The sequence below is a fragment of the Ideonella azotifigens genome (assembly GCF_021043325.1).
Classification (GTDB): Bacteria; Pseudomonadota; Gammaproteobacteria; order Burkholderiales; family Burkholderiaceae_C; genus Ideonella; species Ideonella azotifigens.
On record NZ_JAJNKD010000003.1, the window covers coordinates 367,084 to 393,383 of the forward strand.

Sequence of the window (26,300 nt, forward strand, 5' to 3'; positions counted from 1 at the left end):
GTGTCATCCAATTCCTGCTCCGCGTGCCTGGCTGCCGCCAGCGAGCTTCCCGCCGCGCCCCCCGCAGCACCCGAACAAGACGCCGCGCGGTGGCCCGCCGTGGCCTCGCTCTCGCTGGGCGTGTTCGGCCTGGTCACCGCCGAGTTCCTGCCTGCCAGCCTGCTCACCGCGATGGCGGCCGACCTGCATGTCTCGGTTGGCGCTGCCGGGCAGGCGGTCACGGCCACCGCGCTGGTCGGCGCCGTGGCCGCACCGGCCGTGCCGCTGCTGACGCGGCGCCTGGACCGCCGTTGGGTGCTGCTGGCGCTCACCGCCTTGCTGCTGCTGTCCAACGTGCTGGCGTCCACCGCGCAATCGCTGGGCGTGCTGCTGGCCGGGCGGGTGGTGCTGGGCATTGCCCTGGGCGGCTTCTGGTCCATGGCCGCGGCGCTGACCATGCGGCTGGTGCCCGCGCCGCTGTTTCCGCGCGCCATGTCACTGGTGTTGACCGGCGTGTCCATTGCCACGGTGTGCGCGGCGCCGGTGGGCGCATGGATGGGCGAGCTGTGGGGCTGGCGCAGCGCCTTCGTCGCGGCCGGGGCGGTTGGCGTGCTGGCGTTTGCAGTGCAGCTGATCACGCTGCCGGCCCTGCCGCCGCATGGCGAGTCCAGCCTGCGGGCCATGGGCGAGCTGTTCACGCGGCCGGCCGTGCGCTTTGCATTGCTGGCAGTGCTGCTGGTGATCTCGGGCCACTTCGCCGGTTTCACCTACATCCGCGCCGTGATGGAGCAGGTGACGCGGCTGCCGGTGGAGGCGATCTCGGCCGTGCTGCTGGGCTATGGCATTGGCGGCTTCTTCGGCAACTTCGCGGGTGGCTGGTTGGCCGGGCGCAGCGAGCGCCACGCGATCGCGGCTGGCGGTGCGCTGATCGTGCTGCTGGCCGCGAGCCTGCTGGTGGCCGGCAGCTCGCCTGTCGTCACCGCCGTCGCCGTCAGTCTGTGGGGCTTTGCCTTCGGCGCCTTCCCGGTCGGCTTCCAGACCTGGATCGTGCGCGCCGCGCCGGACCAGGCTGAGGCGGCAGGCGGCCTGATCGTGGCCGCTTTCCAGATCGCCATCGCGTCGGGCGCCATCGGAGGCGGCTTGCTGGTGGACCATGTGGGCGCGCTGGGCGCACCGGCCTTCGCCGTGGTCGCCGTCACGCTGGGCACCTTGCTCACCTGGCGCTGGGGACCGCGGGTGGTGCCGGCACCCGCTTGAAGCCATCCATGAAAAACGCCCCGCCGATGACGGCGGGGCGTTTGCGATGGGGGCCTTCAGGTTGATGCAGGGGCGGTCGCCAGCCCCCGCTTCAGTTCACTGTGCGCCCAGCCGCGTGCGGGCCTGGGTTTTGCGCTGCGTGGCTGCGCTGGCGGTGCTGCGCGCTGCAGGGCGGATCTTCAGGGGGCTGGCGGTGCTGCCGACCTTGGTCAGGCCGGCGGTGCCGCTGCGGTAGGCGTACAGGTCGGTGCTGGTGTTGCTGCTGCGGACCAGCACGGCGGGCTGGCCGAGTTGCAGGGCGCGGTCGAAGGCGTTGGGCTCCATCGACCAGGCGGGGTCGTTCGGCGCCGGGTCCGCATAGCTTGTCAGCGTGCGCGTGGCACCCTGGGCGACGAGGACGCGCGGTGCGGCGGTGCTGCCCTGGTTGGGGCCTTGCACCAGCATCACCGCTCCCACGTTCGAGCCGAAGACTTCGGCCGGCGTGCCCAGCGCCGGGGCGATCTCGTCGTAAGTGTCGGTGAAGGGCAGCACTTCGGGGCTGCTGCCATCCGAGCCGACGACCAGCGTGTTCGCCGTCGCGAAGTCGTTGCTGTAGAGCGGCATGTACAGCGTTTCGGCCGAGGCGACCATGTAGCCCTGCGTCTCGCCACCGGACAAGGCGCGCAGCACGGTGACGGCGCCGCTGGCCTTGGCCACGCTGACCAGCTGGCCCGCGGCGGTGGACAGGTAGTCGTCAGTGGCGGGGGTGGACAGCACCACCGCGGCGACCGTGGTCGGCGTCAGGCGCAGCTGCGTCAGCCGGCCGCTCATCGTCGCCAGCGTGCTGGTGCTCAGGTCGGCGTTGAATCTCACGATGCGCGTGGTGACGCCATCGGTGATGCCGATGTAGGCCGTGGTGCCGTCGCTGGCATTGCGCGTGATGAACTCGCCGGACGACAGCGTGGTCACCGGCACCCGCACGGACGGCTTCTTCAGGTTGACCGCCCACACCTGGCCGACATCGCTGAACAGCCACAGGTCCGGTTGGGCCGGCATGGTGTCGCGGTAGCGGAAGCTGCCGTCACCGGCAATGGTGTAGAGGTCCGCCTTGGGCTTCAGGTCGGCGTCCAGCAGCCTGATCTGGTTGCCCTCGAGCACGACCAGGCCGAGGAAGGCGCCGGAGGCATCCGACACTCGGGCCATGGGCTTGCCGATGGCGACGGGCGCATCGGTGGCGCTCATGTCCATGCGCACGGCCTTGGCGCTCTCCGTCGTCGCGGCGGTGCGGCATTTGCCGTCCGCGGCCGGCGTCGGCATGAACAGCCAGCCCCTGGACGGCACCGCTGCATCCTGGCCTTGCGGCGTGATGTACTGCAGCGAGCAGACCTCTTGCGTGGCCAGCGTGGACAGCTGGCGCGAGCTGACGCTGCCGTCCGTCGCGCCCAGGTGGTCGATCACGTAGTAGTGGTCGTTCTTGGCATAGAAGTCGAAGCGCTTGCGCAGCGCGCTGACCTTGCCGTCCTTCAGGCTGTACTCGATGCTGTGCTGGTAGTTGGTCAGCGGGTAGGCGCCGGTGGCGGGCTCGATGGCCAGGGCGGCTGCCGTCGGCGTGTCGGTGCTGACAGCCACGATGGCCGCCGGTGTGCGGCTGCGGTTGGTGTCGGCGAAATGCAGGACGGTCGAGGCCGCGTAGTTGTCGATCGAGGCCAGGATGTGGCCACCGCTGGCGGCCACCTGCAGCACCACGCTCAAGCTGGCCGATGCGCTGGCCAGCGAAGTGCCGCCGCCGGAAACCAGCACCGAGTAGACCTCGCCGTTGTTGGCGTAGGCCACGGCACCGGTCTGGTAGCTCGCAGCGGTGGCACCGTCGATGGCCACGCCGTTGCGGCGCCATTGGTAGCTCAGGTCCGAGGCACCGGCCGCGGTGACGCTGAAGCTGGCAGTCTGGCCAACGGCCACGCTGGCGCTGGCCGGCTGGGCCGAGATGCTCAGGGTGGGCGTTTCAACCGGCGGCTGCGGTGTCACCGGCGGGGTGCCGGTGCCCGAATCCACCGGCGTCACCGTCAGGCTGGCGGGCTCGCTGGTCACGGTGCCGGCGGCATTGGTCACGGCCACGCGGAAGGCCGCGCCATTGTCGCTGGCCTGCAGGTTGCTCACCAGCAGGTGCGGCCCGGTGGCGCCGGCAATTGCCGCGCCATTCTTGAGCCACTGGTAGCGCAGCGGGCCCTGGCCGGCTGCCACCACGTCAAAGACCGCAAAGCCGGCCTGCTGGGCGGACTGGGCCGAGGGCGATTGCACCAGCGTCGGCAGTGCGACAGCGGTGGAGACGACCAGGCAGTTTTCGAGGTTGATGGCCGAGGCCGAGGGGCCGACCCGCAGGCCGTCGGAACTGCCTACGCTGCTGTCGGCGGTGAGCAGGGCCAGGCCGCCGTTGCGCACGCTGAGGCTGAAGCTGCCGTCCGCTGCGGTCACGGCGGTGGTGCGGCCGACGTAGTCGATGCCGCCGGCCACCACGTTCGCGCCGGCCAGGCGTGCACCGGTGCCGTCCTGCACGCAGCCGGTCACGGCCACGGTGGTCACCGCGCGTGCCACCATCCAGTAGGTGAAGTGCGACACGGTGCCCTGGTAATACTGGTTCGGTGCGTCACCCACCAGCACGGCCGCGCCTTCTTCCACCCACAGGCCGGTGGCCTCGTTGAAGTAGAACAGTGCGGCATTGGCCGGAGGCGTGTTGCCTACCACGGCGGGTATGCGAAGTTCCGCTGGCTTGCCGGCGGCGAGCTGCAGCGGCTGGCCGGCAGCGTCGCTCAGGTTCACGCTCACGGCGCCCAGGCTTTCGAGCGTGCGCGCGGGGTCGCTGCCCACGGCGGCGGCCACGAAAGTGCCCGGCAGGTTGGCGGCGTTCGCACCGCCGTCGATGGCCGTGACCGAGACCGTGGCGGTGCCGGTGAAAGTGGTGCCATCGGCAGCGGTGAGGCTGGCCGCTTGCAGGCTGACCTGGGCGGGAGACACGGTCGAGGCGACGGTCGCTGGCTGCGAGGCGTCCACTGCAGCGCTGGTGTCGATCGGCGTCAGGCGCGCATCGAGCGACACCGTCGTCTGGTCGGCCACGGCGACCACGGCCACGCTGGGTGCATAGCCGGTGCGGGTGAAGCGAACCGAGGCAGTGGCCGATTCCGGCACCTGCGTGAGCTGGTAGTGCCCGTCGTCGGCCGTGGTGGCGCTGCGGTCTGCGCTTTGCACCGTGACACCCGGTAGCACCAGGCCGCTGCTGGCATCGACCAGCACGCCGCTGACGGTGCCGACCTTGGCCACGGCAGGAGGCGGCGAGGTCGACGCGGTGTCGTCGCTGCCGCAGGCCGTCAGGGTCAGCGCGGCACAAGCGCCCAGCGACACCGCAAGCCGGTAAATCCAGTTCGAGATCATGTATTCCCTCTTGACGGCACACGCCGCTTTGAGCGGTGAACGTTAGTGGCCCGACCCTCGCGTGAGCGGCAGAGAAGGCGGCCAAACCACGGCCATTCATTTGCCGGGCGACGACGCGACAGCGGCGAAGCAAAGCCGGCCAGCACGGCACCTGCGGTGGCAGGCTCATCCGGTAAGCCAGTGGCTGCGACCGTTGATCGAGAACGCGCCATGCCTCCCCTAATTTGAGTTGTGCAGCGGACACCCAGGCGCTGCTACCGTCGCGCTCGCCAGCGATGGCCAGCGCGGCGGAGACACCGCGCTGCACACGTCTTACAACCAAAGTCAGAGAGGCTCGTCATGTCGATTCCCTTCACGTTCTCTTCCGCGCTGCTGAGCGCCGCGCTGCTCGCCACCGCATTGCCTGCCGCAGCCGAGAGCTTCGTCACGTTCCAGGTGCCGGGTGCCACCAGCTTCTCGGTGGCCCAGATCAACAACAGCGGCGTGGTCGCCGGCTCGTACACCTCGAGCGGCGGCCAGTCGCGCGGCTTCGTGCGCAGCGCGTCCGGCGAGATCACCGGGTTCGACGTCAATGGACTGAGCACCACGGCGATGTCCATCAGCGACGACGGCACCGTGGCCGGCTATTACACCGACGGGGGCGGCCTGAAGGCCTTCACGCGCAGCCCTGCGGGGGTCATCACGTCCCTGGTCACGCCGGGCTCCTTCAGCGTGGCCTACGCCATCAACAACCTTGGCAGCACTTCGGGCTTCTACCGCAACGAGCAGAACGATGACTTCGCCAACCGCGGCTTCGTGGCCACCGCCAACGGCGGCTTCACCAGCATCAGCATGCCCGCCGGCATGAGCGGCTCGGTGGCCAGTGCGCTGAACGATGGCGGCGACAGCGCCGGCAATTTCGAGGTGCTCTACCTCAACACCTTGCTGAAGTACGTTGGCTTCGTGCAGACGGCCAGCGGCGTGTTGACCAGCTTCGAGGCTGGCACCGTGAGCGACCCGGCCGGCATCCCGCAGACCGAAGTGGCAGGCCTGAACAACGCCGGCACCGCGGCCGGCGTGTTCAGGACCGTGGTGTGCCCGTTCAACTGCGCCACCAAGTCCTCGCAAGGCTATGTGCGCAGCGCAGGCGGCCAGATCACGCTGTTCAAGGTGGGCGCCACCCGCAGCCTCATGAACGTGGCGGGCATCAACAATGCGGGCCAGATCGTGGGTGACTACACCGCCTCGCGCGGCGCCAGCGGTTTTGTGCGCGCCGCAGACGGTGCGGTCACGACCTTCAAGGTGCCGAAGATGCTCTACACATCGCCCAGCAGCATCAATGACCAGGGCGTCGTCGCCGGAACCTGCTTGAAGTCCGGCAGCAGCACCTACCTCGGCTTCCTGCGTTTGCCCTGACGCGCGACAGCCCGCCACGCGTGCGCTTGCCGCGCGGATGGCGGTGCTATCGTGCCCGCCATGACATGGTGGATGCGAGTGCGGCCCTGGCTGGGCCGCCGTTGGGTGCAGCTTGGCGGAGGTCTGTTGGCCCTGTACCTGCTGCTGGGCTGGCTGGCCGTCGGGCCCTTGTTGAAATGGGCGGCGCCGAAGTGGTTGTCCGGGCGAGGCGGCTACACGCTGGCCATCGAGCAGGCGCACTTCAATCCGCTGGCCTTGTCGCTGGAGCTGCAAGGCCTGTCGCTGAAGACGCCGCAAGGCCAGCCGCTGCTGGGCCTGGGCCGGCTCTACGTGAACTTCCAGGCCAGCAGCTTGTTCCGCCGCGCCTGGACCTTCAACGAGCTGCTGATCGAGCAGCCCACGGTGGCGGTGACGCTGCTGGCCGACGGGCGACTGAACTGGCAGCTGTTCGTGGACGCGCTGGCCGACAAGGCTCAGCCTGCGCCGCCACCCGATCCAACGGCCGAGCCGCCCCGCTTGTTGGTGCAACGGCTCGCACTCAGCGATGGCCGCATCGACTTTTCCGACCAGCAGGTGAGCGGTGGTTTCAGCACCCAGCTCGCGCCGCTGGCACTGGAACTCGATGATGTTTCGACCTTGCCGAATGCGCAAGGCGAACACGAAGTCACCGCGCACGTGGGCCTGGGTGCCGACCTGCACTGGCAAGGCCGCTTCGGCCTGAATCCGCTGGTCTCCAGTGGCGAGTTTTCCATCCAGGGCCTGCCGCTGGGCCGGCTCTGGCCCTATCTGCAGCAGCGGCTGAAGATGGCACCGCCCGAGGGCCAGGCTTCGCTGTCCTTGCACTACGAAGCGGCCTATGCGCAGCGCCAGCTGTCGCTGAAGCTGGCGCAGGTGAATGCCAAGCTGGCCGAGGTGGCGCTGCGCGGCACTGGCCAGACCGAGCCGGCCGTGGCGCTGGGCGCGTTGACGCTGAGCGGCGGTACGCTGGACCTGGCGAGCCGCCACATCGGCGTCGAAAGCCTGGCACTGCAAGGCGGTGCGTTGCACCTGGTGCGCGCGGTGGATGGCCGGCTGGACCTGCAGGACTGGTTTGCTGCCGCGCCGGCGGCCGCTGCACCTCCGGCGCCTGCCCCTGCGGCTTCGGCGCCTGCCGAGCCATGGACACTCCAGCTCGCCAGGGCCAGCGTTGAAGGCCTGGGCCTGCGCCTCGAAGACCGCGGCCTGGCCACGCCGTTGATGGCCGAGCTGGGCGAGTTGAAGCTGGGCTTCCAGGCCGAGGCCAGCACTGCCGGCGATGGCCAGTTCAAGCTGCAAGGCCTGCAGCTCTCGGCCCGCGAGCTGGCGCTGCGCTCGGGTGCTGCCGAGCCCTGGTTCAAGCTGGCCGGTGCCACGCTGAGCGATGGACAGCTGGATTTGGCCGAGCGCACGCTGGGCATCGGCCGGGTGGCCTTTGCCGGCGGGCAGCTGGTGGCCCTGCGTGATGCGCAGGGCGAGCTTTCCCTTCTCACGGCCTTCAAGCCCGCGGCGGCCAAGGCTGCGGTGGCCGCACCAGCACCAGCGGCCAGTGCGCCGGCCTGGCACTACCGCATTGACCAGGTGGCCGCGAGCGATTGGCAGGCCACGCTGCGCGACGAGGCGGTGCCCGGTACCCAGCCGCTGGTGCTGGAGGGCATCCAGGGCCAGGTCGAGCAATTGAGCGACGATCCCAAGGCCAGGCTGCCGGTGCAACTCGCGCTGGCGGTGCAGGGCAACGGCGGGCGCCTCAGCATCAACGGGCAGGTGCAGCCCGCGAGCCAAGCGGCAGACCTGCGCGTGTCGCTGCGCGGGCTGGCGCTGGCACCGGCCAAGCCTTACCTGGCCCAGCAGGCGGCGATCACGCTGCTGGGCGGGCTGCTCGATGCCGAAGGCCGGCTGCGCCTCTCGCAAGGCCAGCCGCGGTATGAAGGCAAGCTGGCGCTGCGCGAGCTGCGCATTGACGAGACCGTCAGCGGCGAGCGTTTCCTGGCCTGGCGCCAACTGAACGCACCGCGCCTGGTCGTGACGCCGCAGTCGCTGGAAGCCGGTGACGTGGACCTGGACGGCCTGAACACCAAGCTGGTGATCTTCAAGGATCGCTCGATCAACCTGACCAAGGTCTTGCGGCCACAGGCCGTGGCAGCTGCGGCACCCGCCGCTTCGGCGGCCAGCGCCATGGCCGCCACCAAGGTGGCGAGTCCCGCCGCCGCGCCGGCCTTCCTGGTCGACGTGAGCCGCGTGCGGGTGCGCGACAGCGAGCTGGACTTTGCGGACCTGTCGCTGGCGCTGCCGTTTGCCGCGCGCATCCACGGCCTGCAAGGCCAGCTGGCGGGGCTGTCCACGCGGCCCGGCCGCTCGGCGCAGATCGAGCTGGGCGGGCAGGTCGACGAATACGGCCTGGCCCGTGCAAGCGGCCAGGTCGAGCTTGGCAACCCGACGAATGCGATGGACATCGGCGTGGTCTTCAAGAACGTCGAGATGACTTCGCTCACGCCTTACGCCGCGACCTTCGCCGGCCGGCGCATCGCCTCGGGCAAGCTGTCGCTGGACCTGGCGTACAAGATAGCCAAGCGCCAGCTCAGGGGCGAGAACCAGGTCGTGATGGACAAGCTCACCTTGGGCGAGAAGGTTGACAGCCCGACCGCCGTGAACCTGCCGCTGGACCTGGCGCTGGCGCTGCTGCAGGACAGCGACGGCCGCATCGACCTGGGCCTGCCCATTTCCGGCAGCCTGGACGACCCGCAGTTCAGCTACGGCGGCATCGTCTGGAAGGCCATCGTCAACGTGCTGACCAAGGTCGTCACTGCGCCGTTCCGCGCCATCGGCGCGCTGTTCGGCGGCGGCGACGACGAAGCCGCACCCCGCATCGCCTTCGACCCCGGCCACGCCGAGCTGCCGCCGCCCGAGCGCGAGAAGCTGGACCAGCTCGCCCAGGCCCTGGCCAAGCGCCCGGGCCTGGCCGTGAAGATCAGCGCCGGCTACAGCCTGCAGGCCGACACCGCCGCGCTGCAGGACCTCTGGCTGCGCCAGGCCGTGGCGGCCCAGCGCAAGCAGGAAGTGGCCCCCGGCGAACTGCCAGGCGCCGTGAACCTCACCCAGCCCGAGGTCCGCCAGGCACTGGAAGCGATCTACACCCAGCGCCTGGGCGGGCCCGCCCTGGAGGCCTTGCGACAGCAGATCAAGGCTGCCGCTGCCAAGCCAGCCGAGCCCGCCAGGACAGCAGAGGCCAAGCCGCCAGAGTTCCCGCTGCATGCCGCGCTGCAGCAGCAATTGATGGCGCAGAGCGCCGTCACCGAGGACCAGCTCACGGCACTGGCCACGTCACGCGCAGAGGCCGTCAGCAGTCGGCTGATTTCACGCAATGTCCCGCAGGACCGCCTGCTGCTGGTTGCGCCCAAACGACTGGACGCTGAGCAAGCGTCGCAGGTCGAGCTGGGATTGAGCGTCAAGGCGAGCCCTGCGGTGGAGGCCGCGTCATCCGCCGCTGCCCGTTGAGCCTGCGCTACACGCTCAGTGCCTGCTGCAGGTGATCGACCAGCGCCCGCTGCGGCGCGGTCAGCACCGCACCTGAAGCCGCAACCAGTGCCAGCTCTGTTGGCGCCAGTTCGGGCAGGCCTTCGCACAGCCGGTGCTCGGGCAGCAGCGCGGTGGTGGGCAAAACGCTGATCGCCAGGCCCGAGGCGACTGCGGCCTGGATGCCGGTGAGGCTGTGGCTGCCAAAGGCCTGGCGCCAGCGGCGGCGCGCCTTGTCCAGGCCGCGCAGCGCGCGCTGGCGGTAGACGCAACCTTGCGGGAACAGCGCCAGCGGGATGGGCTCGCCGGGGGGCAGCGCAAAGCCCTGGCCTTGCACCCAGACCAGGGTTTCAGGCCAGGCGGCCAGGCACTCGCCTTCGCCCGGTGAGCGCTTGACCAGTGCCAGATCCAGCTCGCCCTGCGCGAGTTTGTGTTTCAGGTCCGTGCTCATGCCGCTGATGGTTGCCAGGCGCAGGCCGGGCTGCTGCGCGCTGAAGCCCGAGAGCAGGGCGGACATGCGGCGCGCGTCGAAATCTTCCGGCACGCCCACGCGCACCGGCAGCACGGCGCCTTCGCTCGCGAACACGTCCTCGGCCTCCTGGGCCAGTGCCAGCAGGCGGCGGGCGTAGTTCGTCAGCAACTCGCCCTGGGCGGTGGGCGTGATCTGCGTGCCGGTGCGGTCGCGCAGCAGCAGCGGCCGGCCCACGCGCTCTTCCAGCTTGCGGATCTGCTGGCTGACGGTGGACTGGGTGCGGTGCACCCGCTCACCAGCCCGCGTGAAGCTGCGCTCGTCCACCACGCAGACGAGGGTCTGCAGCAACTCCAGGTCCAGCACCTCGGCACTCCTTCCACTTTGAAGGTGTCATTAGACATTCAACTGAGGTGTTGCATCAAATCGAATTTCCAAATTACAGGATGGCTGCCTACGATGCCACCCATTCCTTGTCTTGCACTGCAGAAAGCCCATCGCCATGTCCCTTTCCGGCTCCCGTCCCCGCTGGCTCACCTTCGACTGCTACGGCACCCTCATCCAGTGGGACGAGGGCCTGCAGGCGGCCGTGCGCGAGCTGCTGGCCGCCAAGCAGGCCGACCATGTCTCGCCCGAAAGACTGATCCAGGTGTATGACCACCACGAACACGCGCTGGAGCAGACGCCACCGCACCGCTCGTTCCGCGAGGTGGCCGGCCAGGGCTTGCAGATGGCCTTGCGCGAGCTGGGCCTGCCGGTGGGCGACGGTGACATGGCCTCGCTGGCCAAACGCATCTCGGCGATGCCGCCGTTTCCCGAGGTGGTGACCACGCTGGCGCGGCTGAAGGCGGCGGGCTGGCGGCTGTGCATCGTCTCCAACACCGACGACGACATCATTGCCGGCAACGTGGTGCAGCTGGGCGGCCACATCGACCGCGTCATCACCGCGCAGCAGGCGGGCGCCTACAAGCCCAACCGCCGGCTGTTCGACCATGCGCATGAGGCGCTGGGCGTGACGAAGGACGAGGTGCTGCACATCTGCGCCAGCCCGCACCTGGACCATGCGGCGGCACGGGACATCGGTTTCCGCTGCGTGTGGATCGACCGCGGCACCGGCCGCCGGCTGCTGCCCGACTACGCGCCTGACGCGACGCTGCCCACGCTGGCTGGCGTGCCGGAATTGCTGGCAGCGGCGGGCTGGTGAACAGGCATCATCTCGCCATGGCCCACACCCTTGCCGCATCCGTTGCCCCGTCTGCCGAACTGCCCGAGCTGGACAACGAAGCGATCCACCAGGCCCGCATCGAACTGGCCGCCTGTTTCCAGCTGGCCGCTCAGCACGGGCTGGAGGAGGGCATCTGCAATCACTTTTCAGCCTTGCTGCCGGGCAGTGACACGCTGTTCCTGGTCAATCCTTATGGCTTGGCCTTTGCCGAGGTCACCGCTTCCAGCCTGCTGATCTGCCATGTGGACGGGCAGGTGCTGGCCGGCCAAGGGCAGCCCGAGGCCACGGCCTTCTACATCCACGCCCGGCTGCATCGCCAGCAGCCACGCATACGCGCCGCGTTCCACACCCACATGCCGCATGCGACGGCATTGAGCATGCTGCAGGGCGAGCCGCTGCGCTGGGCAGGCCAGACCGCGTTGAAGTTCCTGGGCCGCACCGCCGTGGACCCGCACTACAACGGCCTGGCGCTGGACAACACCGAGGGCGACCGCATTGCCAAAGCCATCGGCACTGCCGACATCGTGTTCCTGAAGAACCACGGCGTGCTGGTCTGCGGCGCCAGCGTGGCAGAGGCCTGGGACGACCTTTACTACCTGGAGCGCGCGGCCCAGGTGCAACTGCTGGCGATGAGCACCGGCGAGCCGCTTCAGCTCATTCCAGGCGAGATCGCCCAACGCACTGCAGCGCAGATGCGGCTGGGCGATGCCGACAGTGCCCGCGCGCACCTGGCCAGCGGCTTGCGCCGGCTGCGTGCTGCGGGCAATCCGTTCGAGCGCTGAGTTCAGCGACCTGCGGCTTCAGCGGGCCACGCCGTAGACCGACAGCGCCGGCAGCGTGGCCGAGGCGGCCTTGATCCAGCTGCCGCTGGTGCCGTAGGTGGCGTAGCCGCCGGTCGTGCCGTTGGCGTTGTTCAGCCAGATGGCGCTGACGTCGCTGCCTGCCGTGGTGACCGTGCCGACCCAGTACTGCACGCCGGCCGTCAGTGCGATGGTTTCGGCCGTGGTGACCTGCACATAACTGCAGCAGGGGTAGATCGCGCCTTTCTCGGTCTTCCAGTCGAAAGGCGTCACATCGGTCCAGGTGAACAGCGGCGCGCCCGGCACGCCATTCGCGTCGGCATACACCACGATGTTCAGCGTGCTGCGGTTGCCGGCGCCCAGGGCCACCGGCAGCACCATCTTGGTCAGGTTGGCGTTGATGGCGGGCGTGAACGGCACCGCGGCGTTCTGCAGCGGGTCGCTCGCGCTGTCGCCGGCGATGCTCAGCCCGGCGTCGGCCTTGTACATCGCGACGTTCGACGTGATCGTCGAGTACAGGACCTGGGTGTCGGCCTTGGCCTGGGACTTCGCATCCGCCGTCGGTGCGACCGACTGTGCGGGACCGACTCGGCGGATGATGGGCTCGGCGCTGGCCGAGGTGGCTGTGGTCGCTGCGGCGAGCGCGAGCAACGACAGCAGCGCTGTCAGGGTTTGCGGGATTCGCATGGGAAAACCTTTGTCGGATGACGGAAAGCGGGGAGGGTGAAGGCGGGGACGAGTGCGAAGACGCGCTTGCTCACTCGGTCGGCACGCCGTAGACGCCCACGGCCGGCAGCAGCACTTCGCTCTGGCTCTGCCACACGCCGCCGCCGTCCAGGTAGGCATCGGTGCCGGTCAGGCCGCGCGAGTTGAAGTACCACATCGCGGTGATGCGGCTCTTGGGCGTGGTCGCGACGACGATCCAGTACTTCTTGCCTTCCACCAGCGGCACTTCGCCGGCTGCAGCGCTCGGGGCGACATAGGTGCAGCACTGGCGCGCGGTGTTGTCGGCGTTCAGCGTGTTCTGGATCGGCATGTCCTGCCAGGTGTAGATCGCTTCGCCGGGCAGGCCCTTGGCGTCTGCGTTGATCGAGATGAGCAGGGTGCTGGCGTCTTTGACGCTGTCCTGCGAGAGCGGCACGATGACCTGCGTCACGCTGATGTTGGACTTGGCCTTGAACGGCACCGCGAAGTGCTGCTGCGGCCCGCGCGAGCCCGGCACGCCCTGCATGTGCCACAGCGGCCCCAAGATGGCCGGGCCCCAGCCGTAGTCATAGACGTTGGTCGCGTCCGTGTTCAGCGTGCTGTAGATCTTGGTGGTCCCGGGTGGCGCGGCGGTCGGGGTCCGGGCTGGGCCTGATTGTTTGACGATTGCTTCGGCTGCAACATGGCTTGTGGCGATGGCCAGCAGCGACAGGGCAACCCATTGTTTGAGTCTCATGGAACACCTTGTGAAGAAGGGGGAGTGAGGTCCGTCGTGCCGGCTTGTGACCGTTGCGCGCCGGCTTCTGCAAGGGTCGGTCATACAACAACCGGCCCCGCCGAAGTGAGCCGCAGTGTGCGTGGCATGCCCCGAAACAGGGCCTCGGCTGCGCCATGAAAGGGCAACGGAAAAGCCATGGTTGCCCGGTAAAAAGGTGTGTCGGGGTGGAAATTCGGCGGACTTATTGAATTTTTCTAGCTTTGCCTGTTGACGGTTGTATGACGTCAGTCAGGCATTGTTTTTGCGCTGTGTCATCACATCGCCGGCCATGCACCGCGCCAGCCTGACCCGCTCATCCAGCGGGTTTTGGCCAGCGCGGAGCGATTGCTCCCAACCCGGGAGCGCGGTGCGTTCCAAGGAATCGTGTTCATGCAAGAAGCTGGGTTGTCCCAAGCGCTCGCCGGGTCCATCTGGACCTTTGGCGAGGTCGAGTTCGATGAAGTGCGCTGGTGCTTGCGCGTGGCCGGCGCACCGGTCGCCCTGGAGCCCAAGCCGCTGCGCATCCTCAGCATGCTGCTGCGCCGCGCCGGCGAGGTCGTCACCCGGGATGACCTGCTGGCCGAGCTGTGGCCCGGCACGCCGGTGGTCGACAAGGCCGTCACCAATGCGGTGGGCAAGCTGCGCCAGGCGCTGGGGCCGGACGGCGTGAACTGCATCTCCACCGTGCCCAAGCTGGGCTACCGGCTGATGGCTGAGGTGCAGCGCCAGGGGGCCGTCGCAGAAGCCAGGCCGTCTGTGGCCGAAGAACCCGCCGAGGCGCCGCACACGGACGCACCCGTGGCCGTGGCGCCGGAGGTTCCGCAGGACATGCCGGCCGCGGCCCGGCCCTACAACCCGCCGCGCGCGGCTCGCTGGCGCGATGCGCTGCGGCAGGGCGAGCAGCTGCGGCGGGTGTCCGCAGGCCTGGCGCTGCTGCTGATGGGCCTGGGCTTTTGCGGCGCGCTGGGCTGGGAGGCCAGGCAAGCCCAGCGCACGGCAGACGCCGAACGCCGCATCACGCATGCCCTGCAGCTGCGCCTGCTGGGCGCGATGGCCCAGGCCGGCCTGGTGGACGAGGCGCAGCGCGAGGTCGAAGCGCTGCGGGCACGCCTGCCGGAAGACGATGCCGACATCCAGGCCGAGGCCTCGCGGGTGCAGCAGCGCGTGCTGGCGCTGCGCTCGCAGGGGGCCGCAGCGGCCACGGTTCCCGCGCTCGGGCGCTTGAGCGCAGCGGACCTGTTCATCCCCCCGCCGCCGGCCCGGCAGCGGGACAGCGAGACCTTGCTGCAGGCCGCGCGTTAGCCCTTCTGCCGTGCGGGCCGCGCAGGCAGTTTCAGCACAATGGTGGGCCTCAACGACAAAGGTCCGCCATGTCTGAAAGCGCCATGTTTGCCGGCGGCCCGGCCAATCGGTCCATGCCGGACGCTGCGGTGATGCCAGTGCTGCTCTACCCGGACGTCCCGGCCGCCGCGCAGTGGCTGTGCCAGGCTTTCGGGTTCGCCGAGCGCTTGCGCATTGGCAGCCACCGGGTGCAACTGCAGGTGGGTGATGGCGCGATCGTCGTGGCACAGGCCGCGCGGCCGGACCTGGCGCCGGCCGGCTTCGGGCACTCGGTGATGGTCCGGGTGCGGGATGCCCACCGGCACTGCGCCGCCGCGCGCGCGGCAGGCGCCGTCATCATTGGCGAGCCCACCGACCAGCCCTATGGCGAGCGCCAGTATTCGGCGCTCGACCCCGCAGGCCACGCCTGGACCTTCTCCCAGTCCTTGCGCGACGTGGACCCTGCGAGCTGGGGCGGCGAGCTGGTCAGCGCTGCGAGCTGATCAACGCGCCCCTTTGCCTCAGGGCTTGGCGGCGTCCACGCTGGCCTGCGTGAAGGTCGGGTAGCCGGACGGCTTGTAGGTGTTGAGGTTGCCGAGGAAGTTGCTGTCCTTCAGCGGGATGGTGGCCGAGCCGTAGTCGAAGCTGTTGAGCTTGCTGCGCATCGTGGCGTTGTCGATGCCGTCGCCGTGCAGTTCGTACCAGCTGGTGATGGTGGGCGTGACGAACTGGCCGTAGGGGTTCTCGGCCGGCTCGGTGGCGCTGGCAAAGCGCATCGCATGGGTCAGGCCGCCATCCTTGTGATAGATGATCTTCACATGGTTGCCCTGCATCGCGATCTCGGCGACCGGCTTGTTGTAGAGGTCGCCGTGGGCGCTGTAGCCGCCGTGGGTGACGATGCCGTTCGTCGTCCAGACGGCCGCGTGTTCCCAGTCGTGGCGGTGGCCGCCACCGAGTGCGGTGGTCTGGTCCTTCTCGAAGTACAGCGCGTAGAAGTGGCCGCAGTAGGTGTTGCCGCCGGTGGTGAGGCAGGCGTGGCGGTGCAGCGTGTTCGAGCTGTCCAGGAAGTTGCTGGAGCGGCAGTTGCCGGTGATGCTGCCGGTGGGCTTGAGGCCACCGTTCTGCACGCCGGCGCGGCTGATGCCAGCGCTGGGCAGGCAGCCGTCGGTGTCGAAGTCGAACACCGGGTAGGTGGCCAGCACGTTCTCGGTGCTGGGCAGGGCTTCGTCGAGCTTGGCGAAGTCATCGGCCAGCGCGGCCTGCGCGAGCACGAACAAGGGGGCGAGGCACAGCGCGGCCCAGGGGCGATTCGTGGACATGGAAAGTCTCCCAACGGTGGATGTGAAGGGGCACCGGCCATCGTGCACGGCCGGGCTCGACGCGATGTCGGAGCCCAGCCAGTGTCCTGAGCCGGTTTGAAACTCACGTGACGGTTGGTTGACGGTGCCGGACCGCCTGCGCCGCGAACATCAGCGCGCGGCGAGTCCCTTGGCACGCACGGCCGCCACCTCGCGTTCCGAGACGGCGCTGGCCCGGTTGCCCCAGCCCTGGCGCAGGAAGGTGGCCAGCGTGGCCAGTTCGCTGTCGCTCAGGCGCTGCGCGAAGCTGGGCATGACCAGCACCGATGGGGCTTTGTCGGTGGACGGGGTGCGGGCGCCGGCCAGGATCACCTGGATCAGCCCGTGCGGGTTCTTTGCGTTGATCACGGTGGCGCCGTCCAGCTGCGGGAAGATGCGCGTGGCGCCCTGGCCGGTGACGAAGTGGCAGGCGGCGCAGTTGTCCAGGTACAGCCGCTCGCCTAGGCTCAGGTCTTTCGCGGCGGTGAGCTTCTGGATGGTCTCGGCCTTGCCTTGCGGCGTGACGCCGGCGGCCTTGTCCGGCCCCGGCGGCAGGGCCTTCAGGTAGGCCGCGATGGCCTGCAGGTCCGGGTCCTGCAGGTAGGCGGTGCTGTGCTGCACGACCTGGGTCATCTCGCCGGCGACGGCGGCGCTTCGGTTGCGGCCGGTCTGCAGGTAGTCGACGATGTCCTGGCTGTTCCAGCGCGGCATGCCACGCAGCGAGGGCGTGGGCCAGCCGTTGAGCTCGCCGCCGGCCAGGAAGGCGGTGTCCGCGCTGCCGCTGGCCTTCTCGTTCATCGCGAAACCGCGCGGCGTGTGGCAGCTGCTGCAATGACCCAGGCCTTCGACCAGGTAGGCTCCGAGCTTGACCTGCTCGTTCCAGTCCGGCTGCGGCTGGAAGGACTTGCCGGAGAGGAACAGGAAGTTCCACAGCGACATGCCCCAGCGCAGGTTGAACGGGAAGGCCATGTTGGTGGCCGGCGGCACCGCGCTGCTGGGCTTCACGCCGTTCATGAAGTAGGCGTAGAGGGCGTGCGTGTCGGCGTCCGAGACCTTGGCGTAGTTCGGGTACGGCATCGCAGGGTAGAGGTGCGTGCCGTCGGCCCGCAGGCCCTTGCGCATGGCGTCGGCAAACTGCTGCTCGGTGTAGTTGCCGATGCCGTGCTGCTTGTCGGGCGTGATGTTGGTCGAGTAGATGACGCCGTGGCCGCTGTCGATCGCCAGGCCGCCGCTGAAGGCCGGTTTGCCCGGCGCGCTGTGGCAGGCCACGCAGTCGCCCACGCGGGCCAGGTACTCGCCGCGCTTGACCAGGGCCGGGTCGACTTCGGCCTGCGCAGTCTGCAGGGCCGCCAGGCACAGCGCGGCCGCGCCGATGAGCCGCGGAAGGAAGGTGTTCTGGTTCTTCATGCTCATGCCTGCACCAACGGCCCGGGGTTCTTCAGGTACTGCTTCTTGATGGCCTCGGCGGCGAACAGCGTGATGGCGCCGATGGTGGCCGTCGGATTGGCCTGGAAGTTCTGCGGGAAGGCGTTGCCGCCTGGCACGAAGACGTTGTGCACGTCCCAGGACTGCAGGTAGCGGTTCAGCGCCGAGTCCCGGGGCGAGGTGCCCATGATCGCGCCGCCCACGTTGTGGGTGGAGACGTACTTGGTGATGTCCCAGTGCGAATCCAGCGCCAGGAAGTTCTCGGACAGCGCGTCCGGCTTCATCTCCTTGGCGATCTTCAGCACGATCTCGCGCAGGTAGCGCTGCAGCTTCAGCTCGTTCTGGCGCCAGTCGAAGGTCATGCGCAGCAGCGGCATGCCCCAGGGGTCCTTGTAGGTCGGGTCCAGGTCCAGGAAGTGGCCGCGGTAGGACATGCAGGTGGTCGTGATGCCGATGGTCATCGAGCGGCCATACCAGTCCATCATGGCCTCCTTCCAGCCCTTGCCCCAGCCGGGCGTGCCGGGCGGCAGCGCGGTGCCGATGGGCGCGCCGGTGGACTGCGAGCTGTGGATCTTGGCGCCGCCGATGAAGCCCTGTTTCGGGCCGTCCTCGAAGTTGCCGGGCGAGATGTCGTTGAACATCTCGCCGGTGGCACCGGCGGTGGCAAACGGATTGAAGTGCTTGTCCTTGAAGAACAGCGTGGCGTTGCCGTTGCTGAGGAAGGCGTAGTTGCGGCCGATGGTGCCGGTCTCGCTCACCGGGTCGTAGGGCTTGCCGATGCCCGAGAGCAGCATCAGCCGCACGTTGGCGAACTGGAAGCTGGCAAGGATGACGATCTTCGCCGGCTGGAAGACCTCGCGCTTTTGCTCGTCGATGTAGGTCACGCCACGCGCGGTCTTCTTGTCCTCGTGCAGGTCCACGCGGATGACGTTGGCGTTGACCCGGTAGTCGAAGTTGGGCAGGCGCTTGAGCACGTCCAGCACGGCCGTCTGCGGGGAGGCCTTGGAGGCGTTCAGGCAGGGGTACTTGCTGCAGTAGCCGCAGTAGTTGCAAGGCGCGATCTGCGCGCCATAGGGGTTGGTCCAGGGCTGCGAGACATTGGCCGAGGGGTTGGGGAAGGGGTGGTAGCCCATGCCGCGCGCCGTCTCGGCGAACATCGAGCAGTTCAGCGTGTCCTGCAGCGCCGGCAGCGGATAGGGGTTGGAGCGCGGGCCCTCGAAGGGGTCGCCGCCTGGCTGGACCTGGCCCTTCAGGTTGCCGGTGGTGCCGGACAGGCCGCAGACCTTGTCGAAGAAGTCGTAGTGCGGCTCGATTTCTTCCCACGTGAACGGGAAGTCCTTGATGCGCATTTCCGGGTCCAGGCTGCCACGCTTGTAGGCCTGGTCGGCATAGGTCTTGAGCTTCAGGTCGGTGGGCGTGGGGCGGATCAGCACGCCCGTCCAGTGCAGGCCCGAGCCACCCACGCCGGTGCCGGGCGCGAAGGCGCCCCACTTGCGCGTGGGCAGCGCCGTCTGCGTGGTGTCGTAGCGCACCGTCAGCGCGGCATCGCGCGGCGTGGCGAAGACCTTGTTGCGCGTGGCGTAGGCGTACTGGTCAGCCGGCTTGGGATAGGCAAAGTCCTCGGGCGGGCGATCCGGGCCGCGCTCCAGCGCGCGGACCTTCAGGCCTTCCTTCGCGAGTTCGATGGCCATGAGCGAGCCGGCCCAGCCAAGGCCGACGATGACGACGTCGACTTCGTCGTTGGTGATTTGGGGCATGGGGTTGGGGGTATGTGACAGCCTGCGGGCGCTGCCTGGGAATGACGATGAAGGCGGGCGGCGGAAGGCGGGTCAGGCGCGCTTGCCGCTGACGCTCACGGGACCCAGCGGGTAGGGCACGTTGTGCTGGTCCACCCATTCGACGTACTGACCGCGCGCGCCGGGGAAGCCAATGGCGACCCAGGCCAACATGTCCTTGTTGCCGCCGTACATCGGGTCCGCCAGGTAGCCGTTCTTGGTGTCGTCCAGCAGCTGGCCGAAGAACTGCGAGGCCTTCAGCACCGGCTCGCCGAGCGCGGCAAAGTCCACGCCGTTTTTCTGCAGCGCGGTGAGCAGCGCGTCGCGCGCCTTGGCGTCCAGCTGCTCGAAGGGCTTGCCGTGCTGGGCCTGGCTGTGCTGCTGGGCCAGCTTGATGCCGATGCGGTAGACGTCCTGCGGCGCGTACGGCAGCTGGAAGCCCAGCGTGGCGACCGCATCGTTCTTGTACGGCCCCTGCAGGTAGATGTCGGCCCCCAGGCCGGTCTGCAACTGCTGGTCGATGAAGACCGGCACGTTGGTCTCGATCGCGCCCGGGCCCTTGCCCTCGGCCGGGATCAGCCGGTCACAGGCGGCGAGGATGAACTGCCACTCGGCAGCGGAGAAGAACACCGGCTTGTACTGGCTCAGCGAGGTGGCTTCCAGGCCTTCGGCTCGGGCGCCGTACAGCGGGATGGCGGCGACGGGCACTGCAGCGGCCGAGGCCATCAACACGGTCCGGCGGGTGGGCTTGAATGGGGTGGACATGGGCGGCGATAAGGCGAGTCCAGCCGGCGTGCTGCCGGTGTCCTGGCCCGCCAGCCGAACCCTGTTGTTCGGCGAGTTGTACGATAACTCTCTCGCCGAAATGACTCAGGGTTTCCACTTAACCCTGAGCAAAGTTGTCAGGCTTCGGTGATTCGCCAGGTTGCCGCCAACGGCCTGGGGATAGGGTGATTTTCATAGCTAAATGTGAACCGGTTTCGGCTGCCGATGCTGCTGTCAATCGGCCATGCGAGAGGCTTCTGAGGCATCCATCGGGAGGGCTTCAGACCAGGTCCATTGGGTTTGGTGTGTGCGTTTTCGGCCATGTTGTACGATGACTTGGGTGATGGGTCGCGAGGCGCCCGGCATGAAAAAGGCCCGGTGGGCGAACCCACCGGGCCTGTGCGGCGTCAGCCTGGTCGGCTTACCAGCCGATGTCCTTCAGCAGTTCCAGCGTCAGGTCCTTCGGGGCCGAGACCTTGAAGGTCGGCAGGTCGTCGTTGATCGCCGGTTCCATCAGCAGGTTGCGCGTCGCCGAGGTGTCCCAGTGCGAGACGGACGAGCCGCCCTGGAACGGGTTGGGCGTGAACAGCATGACCCGGCCGGCCGCGTCGGCACCGGCGTAGCGGGTCTTGTCGATGCCCAGCACCGCGGTGATCTTGTCGGTGGCCAGCACGTTGCCGGTCAGCGCGGTCTTCAGCGTGGCGCCGTCGGCCTGGGTGATCATGACCGAAGGAATGACCACCGTGTCATCGCTGCCCGGCAGGCCGGTGGGCGGGCCGCCGGCCACGTTGTTGACGACGATCACGCCGATGGCGCCTGCGTCCTGCGCGTTCTTCACCTTGACGGAGAAGTTGCAGGTGCCGCGGTCCAGCAGTGCCACCCTGCCGGCCACCAGCGCAGCATTGGCCGAGCTCAGCGGGTCGCAGGCCAGGCCGATCACGCCGTCTGCCTGGTCGATGACACGCGCCATGCCGCCCTTGAGCACCGTGCTGCTCAGCGGCGGGCCAAACGCGGCCGGGCCGACCTGGTAGACACCGGCCACGTCCGGGAACTGCTTGGACTTGACCGTCAGCATCGGCGTGCCCTTCTTGAGCACCGAAGGCATGTCCGCGACGACGTTCGCACCGGTCCACACCAGCCCGCGCGGGTTGATGGCCGACGCGCGGCGCTCGGCAGCGCTCATCTCCAGCCAGGTCTTGCCGGCGGTGTTGTCGAACATCATGCTTTCCCACACGGTGGGGTAGCGCGTGCCGTCGGTGTCGCGGGGTTGCAGGCCGGTGCTGCCATTGGTCGGCGTGGCGAAGCCCAGGCCGTGGCCCACCTCGTGGGTCAGCACGACGGCGAAGTCGATGCTGCCGGCCGGCGCATTGCCGTCCAGGCCCAGGTACCAGGGCGTGCCTTCCAGGCAGTTGGCCTTGCCCAGGTTGACGTTGAAGCTGGAACTGATCTCGGGCTTGGCGCCGTCGTCCAGGTCGACCTGGGCCAGGGTGTTGGCCAGGGCCGCTGGGTACCAGGTGCCGGTCTTGGGCGCGTTCGGGAAGTCGTGCCAGGAGGTCACGGCGCCCGCCTGGCCGAGCACGGCCTGCGACGCGTTGCAGTCCAGCGCCGGCCAGTTGGCCGAGATCTGGATCACCGGGCCCGCCGGCAGCTGCTTGCCCCAGACGGAGGCGACCTTCTTGTACACGTTCATGCGCTGTTCGCCGAGCGTGCTGCCTTCGTTGCCACCCACAGGTGCGACGGCGGTCTTGTCATTGAAGCCGACACCGGGCGAGTCGGTGTTCAGGATCTCGATCGTGGCGCCCCAGGCCGTGAAGGCGGCCAGGGAGGCAGCCAGGGCCACCAGGCTGCGGCCGGGCATGCGAATGCCGCTCATTTCAGGCTCCCTTCGGTGTGGACCGGGTGTTCGTGCACATCGGCGGCGTCGTCGCCGTCGACGCAGTCGGTCGCCAGCTTGCCATTGGCGCCGATGGCCGCGCGCGAATACGACATGTGCTCCGGGCCCATGACGATGCCGCGCGCACCGGTGGTGCGGGACACGATGCCTTGCAGCACGGTTTCGGCGCGCGGTGCCTTGGCGGCGGTGGCGGCAGCGGCGCCCAGCGCGTCGGCCTCGGAGGGCGTCAGCGGGCGGATGCGCTTGGTGACGGGGTCGATGCTGACGCGCAGGCCGTCGGTGGACGACGCGGACGCGGGCGCCGCGGGAATGTCGCTGTCGGCATGGGCGGATGTGCCCAGGCCAACGCTGATCACGGACGCGCTGATCAGCGTCCAGATCGACATGGTGAATAAGGAGGACATGAAAGGGACTCCAGGGAAGAAACGAAAGTTGAGTCTATTTTCGGATTCCCCTGTAATCAATCGTTAACCCTCAGAAACCTGCCTTCAAGTTTGGGGGGATAGCGTTGTCCCCAAGGAAATGAACCTCATAGGTGCACAAATGGCGAAAGATGGGCGAAATCGGGGAGGGGAATGCCCAACTCCGTGCAATATGGAACCGATCCCATATGCGAGCTAGGGGGTTTGGCGAGGCTGCTGCGGCTTGGATATGGAACCGATTCCATATTCAAGCCAAAAAAAGGGTGGCCAGGGCCACCCTTTGAAAACATGGCGTGTACAGCCATGCATCCCAAACTCGATGCTGGTGCTCAGGCCTGCGTGTAGGCCGTCTTGACCACGGTATAGAACTCCGCCGCGTAGCGGCCTTGCTCGCGCGGGCCGTAGCTGCTGCTCTTGCGGCCGCCGAAGGGCACGTGGTAGTCCACGCCGGCGGTTGGCAGGTTGACCATCACCATGCCGGCTTGCGCGTGGCGCTTGAAGTGCGTGGCGTGCTTCAGGCTGGTGGTGGCGATGCCGCTTGCCAGGCCGAAGGGCGTGTCGTTGGCCAGGTGCAGGGCTTCGTCGTAGCCCTTGGCGCGGATCACGCTGACGACCGGGCCGAAGACTTCCTCGGTGTTGATGCGCATGGCCGCGGCGGTTTCGGTGAACAGGGCCGGCTGCATGTAGTAGCCCGGCGCGCCTTCGGCATTCGTCGGCATGGCCGCGCCGCCCCAGGCCAGCTTGGCACCTTCGGACTGGGCAATGCCCACGTATTCCAGGTCTTGCGCGAGCTGGCGGTCGTCCACCACCGGGCCGATGTCGGTGCCGGCGGTGCGGGCGTCGCCCACCTTCAGCGTCTTCAGCTTGGCGACCATGGCTTCGACGAAGCGGTCATGGATGCCTTCGGTGACGATCAGGCGCGACGAGGCGGTGCAGCGCTGGCCGGTGGAGAAGAAGCCGGAGTTGATCGCGGCGCCCACGGCCACGTTCAGGTCCGCATCGTCCAACACCACGAACGGGTTCTTGCCGCCCATTTCCAACTGGAACTTGGCGCCGCGGCTCACGCAGGCCTGGGCCACCTTCTGGCCGGTGGGCACCGAGCCGGTGAAGCTGATGCCGGCAATGCGCGGGTCTTCCAGCAGCACGGCACCGACTTCGCTGCCGCGGCCCATCACCAGGTTGAACACGCCGGCCGGAATGCCCGAGCGGCTGATGATGTCCGACAAGGCCCAGGCCGAGCCCGGCACGACTTCGGCCGGCTTGAAGACCACGCAGTTGCCGTAGGCCAGCGCCGGGGCGATCTTCCAGGCGGGAATCGCGATGGGGAAGTTCCAAGGCGTGATCAGGCCGATCACGCCCAGCGGTTCGCGGGTGATTTCCACGCCGACGCCAGGGCGCACCGAAGGCATCATTTCGCCGCCCGGGCGCAGGGCCTCGCCGGCGAAGAACTTGAAGATGGCGCCAGCGCGGGCGACTTCGCCGACGGCTTCGGGCAGGGTCTTGCCTTCTTCGCGCGCCAACAGGTCGCCCAGTTCGGCCTTGCGGGCAATGATCTCGCTGCCGATGAAGTCCAGCGCGTCAAAGCGCTGCTGCGGCGTGCTGAGGCTCCAGGCCGGGTACGCGGCCGCAGCGGCGGCCACGGCTTCTTCGGCCTGCGCGCGGCTGGCCACCGTGTAGTCGCCAATCGTGTCGCGGGTGTCCGACGGGTTGATGTTCTGGTAGGCGCGCACGCCTTCGGTCCAGGCGCCGGCAATCAGGTTGAGTTTCATGGTGTGAGACCTCGTGGAGTGTTTGGGATGGGTGGAATCGGACGCAGCGAAAACCGTCAGGCCCGCGGCGCTTCGCTGACCAGCGGCTTGCCGGCCTGGAAGGCCGCGATGTTGTCGAGCACACGCTGCGCCATGGCCTGCCGGGTTTCTTCGGTCGCGCTGGCGATGTGCGGCAACAGCACCACGTTGTCCAGCTTCAGCAGCGCCTCGGGCACCTGCGGCTCGTTGGCGAACACGTCCAGCCCGGCGCCGGCAATGCGCTTGTCCCGCAGCGCGGCGACGAGTGCGTCTTCGTCGATCACCGAGCCGCGGGCAACGTTGATGACAAAGCCGCGCGGGCCCAGCGCGTTCAGCACCTCGGCGTTGACCAGGTGCTGGGTGGACGGGCCGCCTGCGGTGATGACGACCAGGTAGTCGCACCAGCGCGCAAGCTCCAGCAGCGAGGACTCGTGGGCCCACGGCAGGCCTTCGACCGGCCGGCGCGTGTGGTAGCGCACCTGCATGTCGAAACCCGCGCCGCGGCGGGCGATGGCCTGGCCGATGCGGCCCATGCCCAGCACGCCGAGCTTGGCGCCGCTGACCTTGCGCGACAGGCCGAAGCTGTTGAGCCCGCCCTTGGCCCAGCCGCCGGCGCGCACGAAGCGGTCGGCTTCGGAGACGCGGCGGGCCACGTCCAGCAGCAGGGCCAGCGCGGTGTCGGCCACGCAGTCGTTCAGCACGTCGGGCGTGTAGCCCACGCTGATGCCGCGTGCCTGCGCCGCGGCCACCGGCACCTTGTCCAGGCCCACGCCGAAGCTGGAGATCAGCTTCAGGTTGGGCAACGCAGCGAGCTGGGCCTCGTTCATGCCGACCGCGGCCGAGGTGACGGCGATCTCGAACTCGCCGCCGTGCGCGGCCAGGAAGGCCGCCGGGTCGGCCTCCTCGACCAGGCGATGGATGGCGAAGCTTTCGGCCAGCGCGCGGTTCAGCACGGGCACCAGGTTGCCGACCAGCAGCAGGCGGGGTGTGGTCATCAGGTTCCTCAATCGATCAATCAGTCGAGCTTGACGTTGCCCTTGACGACCACCTCGGCCCAGCGCTTGCGCTCGGTCTCGAAGAAGCTGCTGAACTCGGTTGGCGACATCGTGCGCACCTCGGCGCCTTGCGAGACCAGGCGCTCGCGCACCTCGGGCGAACGAATGATTCCGGTCAGCACTGCGTTGACCTTGGCGATGACGGCCGGCGGCGTGCCCACCGGCATCAGCACGCCTTGCCAGGTGCCGGACTCGAAGCCCTTCATGCCTTGTTCGGCCAGCGTGGGCACGTTGGCCAGCAGCGGCATGCGCGTGCCCTTGGAGAGGGCCAGCACCTTCAGCTTGCCGGACTGCACGTGCGGCAGCGTGGCCAGCATGCCGTTCATGGTCAGGTCGGTCTGGCCGGCGATGGTGTCGGCGACGGATTGCGAGCCGCCCTTGTACGGGATGTAGGTCCACTTGGCGCCGGTGGCCTGCTGCACCGCCACGGCGGCCAGGTGCGGCGCGCTGCCCAGCGCCGTCACGGCGAAGTTCAGCTCCTTGGTCTTGGACAGCGCGACCAGCTCCTGCAGGTTGTTGGCCGGCACCGAGGGGTGCACCACCAGCATGTGCGGCGAGTAGGCCAGCATGGTCACGCCGCGCAGGTCCTTGCTCGGGTCGAAACCCAGCTTGGTGTAGACCGAGGGCGCAATGGCCAGCGCGCCCACGTCGCACAGCAGCAGCGTGTGGCCGTCGTTGGCTTTGGCGACGAAGTCGGCGCCCATGTTGCCGCTGGCGCCGGGCCGGTTGTCGACGATGACGGTCTGCTTGAGCGCCGTGCCAAGCTGCACGCTGATGGCGCGGGCAATGATGTCCGACGAGCCGCCGGGCGGGTACGGCACGATCAGGCGGATCGGCTTGCTGGGCCAGGCGGCGTCGGCCGCGGCGGCATGCTGCGGGGCCAGCAGCGTGCCCAGCGCGAGGGCGCCCAGGCCGGTGGCGGCCAGCAGTTGGCGGCGGGACAGGCGGTTGTCGATGCGAACGGAACGGGTCATGTGAATCCTTGCGGTCGTCTGGTGCG

At 68.6% G+C, this 26,300-nt stretch carries 20 protein-coding genes; 7 read left to right on the plus strand and 13 right to left on the minus strand.

Annotation, left to right across the window (positions count from 1 at the left end):
• Positions 1 to 1,236 carry an MFS transporter gene (locus LRH25_RS09775; RefSeq protein WP_231011063.1) on the plus strand — a complete coding sequence of 412 codons (1,236 nt, stop codon included), beginning with the start codon at positions 1 to 3 and terminating at the stop codon, positions 1,234 to 1,236.
• Positions 1,237 to 1,332: 96 nt separating this feature from the next.
• Here LRH25_RS09775 and LRH25_RS09780 read toward each other — a convergent pair whose 3' ends face one another.
• Positions 1,333 to 4,641 (minus strand): carboxypeptidase regulatory-like domain-containing protein, encoded by a 3,309-nt coding sequence (locus LRH25_RS09780; protein WP_231011064.1) that lies wholly within the window; start codon positions 4,639 to 4,641, stop codon positions 1,333 to 1,335.
• 339 nt (positions 4,642 to 4,980) lie between these two features.
• On the opposite strand from LRH25_RS09780, the gene LRH25_RS09785 reads away from it, so the two are divergent.
• Positions 4,981 to 6,036 (plus strand): hypothetical protein, encoded by a 1,056-nt coding sequence (locus tag LRH25_RS09785; RefSeq protein ID WP_141290688.1) that lies wholly within the window; start codon positions 4,981 to 4,983, stop codon positions 6,034 to 6,036.
• A 60-nt stretch (positions 6,037 to 6,096) separates the two neighbouring features.
• The gene (locus LRH25_RS09790) at positions 6,097 to 9,546 is read left to right on the plus strand and encodes a DUF748 domain-containing protein (protein ID WP_231011065.1); all 3,450 of its coding nucleotides are present in this window, start codon (positions 6,097 to 6,099) and stop codon (positions 9,544 to 9,546) included.
• Between the two features lie 7 nt (positions 9,547 to 9,553).
• On the opposite strand, the gene LRH25_RS09795 is transcribed toward LRH25_RS09790, so the two are convergent.
• Positions 9,554 to 10,399 (minus strand): LysR family transcriptional regulator, encoded by an 846-nt coding sequence (locus LRH25_RS09795; RefSeq protein WP_141289518.1) that lies wholly within the window; start codon positions 10,397 to 10,399, stop codon positions 9,554 to 9,556.
• Between the two features lie 136 nt (positions 10,400 to 10,535).
• Here LRH25_RS09795 and LRH25_RS09800 point away from each other — a divergent pair, with 136 nt between their 5' ends.
• Positions 10,536 to 11,237 carry a haloacid dehalogenase type II gene (locus LRH25_RS09800; protein ID WP_141289517.1) on the plus strand — a complete coding sequence of 234 codons (702 nt, stop codon included), beginning with the start codon at positions 10,536 to 10,538 and terminating at the stop codon, positions 11,235 to 11,237.
• A 17-nt stretch (positions 11,238 to 11,254) separates the two neighbouring features.
• Positions 11,255 to 12,040: an aldolase gene (locus tag LRH25_RS09805; protein WP_141289516.1), complete on the plus strand. Its 786-nt coding sequence runs from the start codon at positions 11,255 to 11,257 to the stop codon at positions 12,038 to 12,040.
• 18 nt (positions 12,041 to 12,058) lie between these two features.
• Here the strand turns inward: LRH25_RS09805 and LRH25_RS09810 are convergent, their stop codons facing one another.
• Entirely contained in the window at positions 12,059 to 12,745 is a 687-nt protein-coding gene (locus LRH25_RS09810) for a hypothetical protein (protein WP_141289515.1), read from the minus strand.
• A 70-nt stretch (positions 12,746 to 12,815) separates the two neighbouring features.
• Positions 12,816 to 13,499 carry a hypothetical protein gene (locus tag LRH25_RS09815; RefSeq protein WP_141289514.1) on the minus strand — a complete coding sequence of 228 codons (684 nt, stop codon included), beginning with the start codon at positions 13,497 to 13,499 and terminating at the stop codon, positions 12,816 to 12,818.
• 411 nt (positions 13,500 to 13,910) lie between these two features.
• Between LRH25_RS09815 and LRH25_RS09820 the strand changes: the two genes are divergently transcribed.
• Complete coding sequence (locus tag LRH25_RS09820) at positions 13,911 to 14,822, plus strand: winged helix-turn-helix domain-containing protein (RefSeq protein ID WP_231011066.1); 912 nt, start codon at positions 13,911 to 13,913, stop codon at positions 14,820 to 14,822.
• Positions 14,823 to 14,890: 68 nt separating this feature from the next.
• Positions 14,891 to 15,343 carry a VOC family protein gene (locus tag LRH25_RS09825; RefSeq protein WP_231011067.1) on the plus strand — a complete coding sequence of 151 codons (453 nt, stop codon included), beginning with the start codon at positions 14,891 to 14,893 and terminating at the stop codon, positions 15,341 to 15,343.
• Positions 15,344 to 15,361: 18 nt separating this feature from the next.
• Here LRH25_RS09825 and LRH25_RS09830 read toward each other — a convergent pair whose 3' ends face one another.
• The 9 genes from LRH25_RS09830 to LRH25_RS09870 all read right to left on the minus strand — a co-directional run bounded on the left by LRH25_RS09830 (position 15,362) and on the right by LRH25_RS09870 (position 26,274).
• The gene (locus LRH25_RS09830; protein WP_141287673.1) at positions 15,362 to 16,159 is read right to left on the minus strand and encodes an NPP1 family protein; all 798 of its coding nucleotides are present in this window, start codon (positions 16,157 to 16,159) and stop codon (positions 15,362 to 15,364) included.
• A gap of 150 nt (positions 16,160 to 16,309) precedes the next feature.
• Positions 16,310 to 17,590, minus strand: a complete 1,281-nt coding sequence (locus LRH25_RS09835) for a c-type cytochrome (RefSeq protein WP_231011068.1) — start codon at positions 17,588 to 17,590, stop codon at positions 16,310 to 16,312.
• Positions 17,587 to 19,359, minus strand: a complete 1,773-nt coding sequence (locus tag LRH25_RS09840) for a GMC family oxidoreductase (protein ID WP_141287675.1) — start codon at positions 19,357 to 19,359, stop codon at positions 17,587 to 17,589. Before LRH25_RS09840 ends, LRH25_RS09835 begins: the two co-directional genes overlap by 4 nt.
• A gap of 72 nt (positions 19,360 to 19,431) precedes the next feature.
• Positions 19,432 to 20,142 (minus strand): gluconate 2-dehydrogenase subunit 3 family protein, encoded by a 711-nt coding sequence (locus tag LRH25_RS09845; protein ID WP_141287676.1) that lies wholly within the window; start codon positions 20,140 to 20,142, stop codon positions 19,432 to 19,434.
• 421 nt (positions 20,143 to 20,563) lie between these two features.
• A complete protein-coding gene (locus tag LRH25_RS33055) occupies positions 20,564 to 22,015 on the minus strand; it encodes a PA domain-containing protein (protein WP_310733323.1) in 1,452 nt (483 codons plus the stop codon).
• Entirely contained in the window at positions 22,012 to 22,440 is a 429-nt protein-coding gene (locus LRH25_RS09855; RefSeq protein ID WP_141287677.1) for a post-PEP-CTERM-1 domain-containing protein, read from the minus strand. The genes LRH25_RS33055 and LRH25_RS09855 overlap by 4 nt, the downstream gene beginning before the upstream one ends.
• Positions 22,441 to 22,787: 347 nt before the next feature.
• Positions 22,788 to 24,227, minus strand: a complete 1,440-nt coding sequence (locus tag LRH25_RS09860; protein WP_141287678.1) for an aldehyde dehydrogenase family protein — start codon at positions 24,225 to 24,227, stop codon at positions 22,788 to 22,790.
• Positions 24,228 to 24,283: 56 nt separating this feature from the next.
• Positions 24,284 to 25,240 carry a 2-hydroxyacid dehydrogenase gene (locus tag LRH25_RS09865; protein WP_231011069.1) on the minus strand — a complete coding sequence of 319 codons (957 nt, stop codon included), beginning with the start codon at positions 25,238 to 25,240 and terminating at the stop codon, positions 24,284 to 24,286.
• A 20-nt stretch (positions 25,241 to 25,260) separates the two neighbouring features.
• On the minus strand, positions 25,261 to 26,274 hold the full coding sequence (locus LRH25_RS09870; RefSeq protein WP_141291246.1) for a Bug family tripartite tricarboxylate transporter substrate binding protein: 1,014 nt from the start codon (positions 26,272 to 26,274) through the stop codon (positions 25,261 to 25,263).
• Positions 26,275 to 26,300: the final 26 nt, after the last annotated feature.

Excerpts from the sequence above, each read along its gene's own strand:
- LRH25_RS09790 (WP_231011065.1), top strand. The coding sequence starts at position 6,097 with ATGACATGGTGGATGCGAGTGCGGCCCTGGCTGGGCCGCCGTTGGGTG.
- LRH25_RS09805 (WP_141289516.1), top strand. The coding sequence starts at position 11,255 with ATGGCCCACACCCTTGCCGCATCCGTTGCCCCGTCTGCCGAACTGCCC.
- LRH25_RS09825 (WP_231011067.1), top strand. The coding sequence starts at position 14,891 with ATGTCTGAAAGCGCCATGTTTGCCGGCGGCCCGGCCAATCGGTCCATG.
- LRH25_RS09800 (WP_141289517.1), top strand. The coding sequence starts at position 10,536 with ATGTCCCTTTCCGGCTCCCGTCCCCGCTGGCTCACCTTCGACTGCTAC.
- LRH25_RS09820 (WP_231011066.1), top strand. The coding sequence starts at position 13,911 with ATGCAAGAAGCTGGGTTGTCCCAAGCGCTCGCCGGGTCCATCTGGACC.
- LRH25_RS09845 (WP_141287676.1), bottom strand. The coding sequence starts at position 20,142 with ATGTCCACCCCATTCAAGCCCACCCGCCGGACCGTGTTGATGGCCTCG.
- LRH25_RS09870 (WP_141291246.1), bottom strand. The coding sequence starts at position 26,274 with ATGACCCGTTCCGTTCGCATCGACAACCGCCTGTCCCGCCGCCAACTG.
- LRH25_RS09785 (WP_141290688.1), top strand. The coding sequence starts at position 4,981 with ATGTCGATTCCCTTCACGTTCTCTTCCGCGCTGCTGAGCGCCGCGCTG.
- LRH25_RS33055 (WP_310733323.1), bottom strand. The coding sequence starts at position 22,015 with ATGAGCGGCATTCGCATGCCCGGCCGCAGCCTGGTGGCCCTGGCTGCC.
- LRH25_RS09780 (WP_231011064.1), bottom strand. The coding sequence starts at position 4,641 with ATGATCTCGAACTGGATTTACCGGCTTGCGGTGTCGCTGGGCGCTTGT.
- LRH25_RS09865 (WP_231011069.1), bottom strand. The coding sequence starts at position 25,240 with ATGACCACACCCCGCCTGCTGCTGGTCGGCAACCTGGTGCCCGTGCTG.
- LRH25_RS09830 (WP_141287673.1), bottom strand. The coding sequence starts at position 16,159 with ATGTCCACGAATCGCCCCTGGGCCGCGCTGTGCCTCGCCCCCTTGTTC.
- LRH25_RS09835 (WP_231011068.1), bottom strand. The coding sequence starts at position 17,590 with ATGAGCATGAAGAACCAGAACACCTTCCTTCCGCGGCTCATCGGCGCG.
- LRH25_RS09810 (WP_141289515.1), bottom strand. The coding sequence starts at position 12,745 with ATGCGAATCCCGCAAACCCTGACAGCGCTGCTGTCGTTGCTCGCGCTC.
- LRH25_RS09860 (WP_141287678.1), bottom strand. The coding sequence starts at position 24,227 with ATGAAACTCAACCTGATTGCCGGCGCCTGGACCGAAGGCGTGCGCGCC.
- LRH25_RS09855 (WP_141287677.1), bottom strand. The coding sequence starts at position 22,440 with ATGTCCTCCTTATTCACCATGTCGATCTGGACGCTGATCAGCGCGTCC.
- LRH25_RS09815 (WP_141289514.1), bottom strand. The coding sequence starts at position 13,499 with ATGAGACTCAAACAATGGGTTGCCCTGTCGCTGCTGGCCATCGCCACA.
- LRH25_RS09840 (WP_141287675.1), bottom strand. The coding sequence starts at position 19,359 with ATGCCCCAAATCACCAACGACGAAGTCGACGTCGTCATCGTCGGCCTT.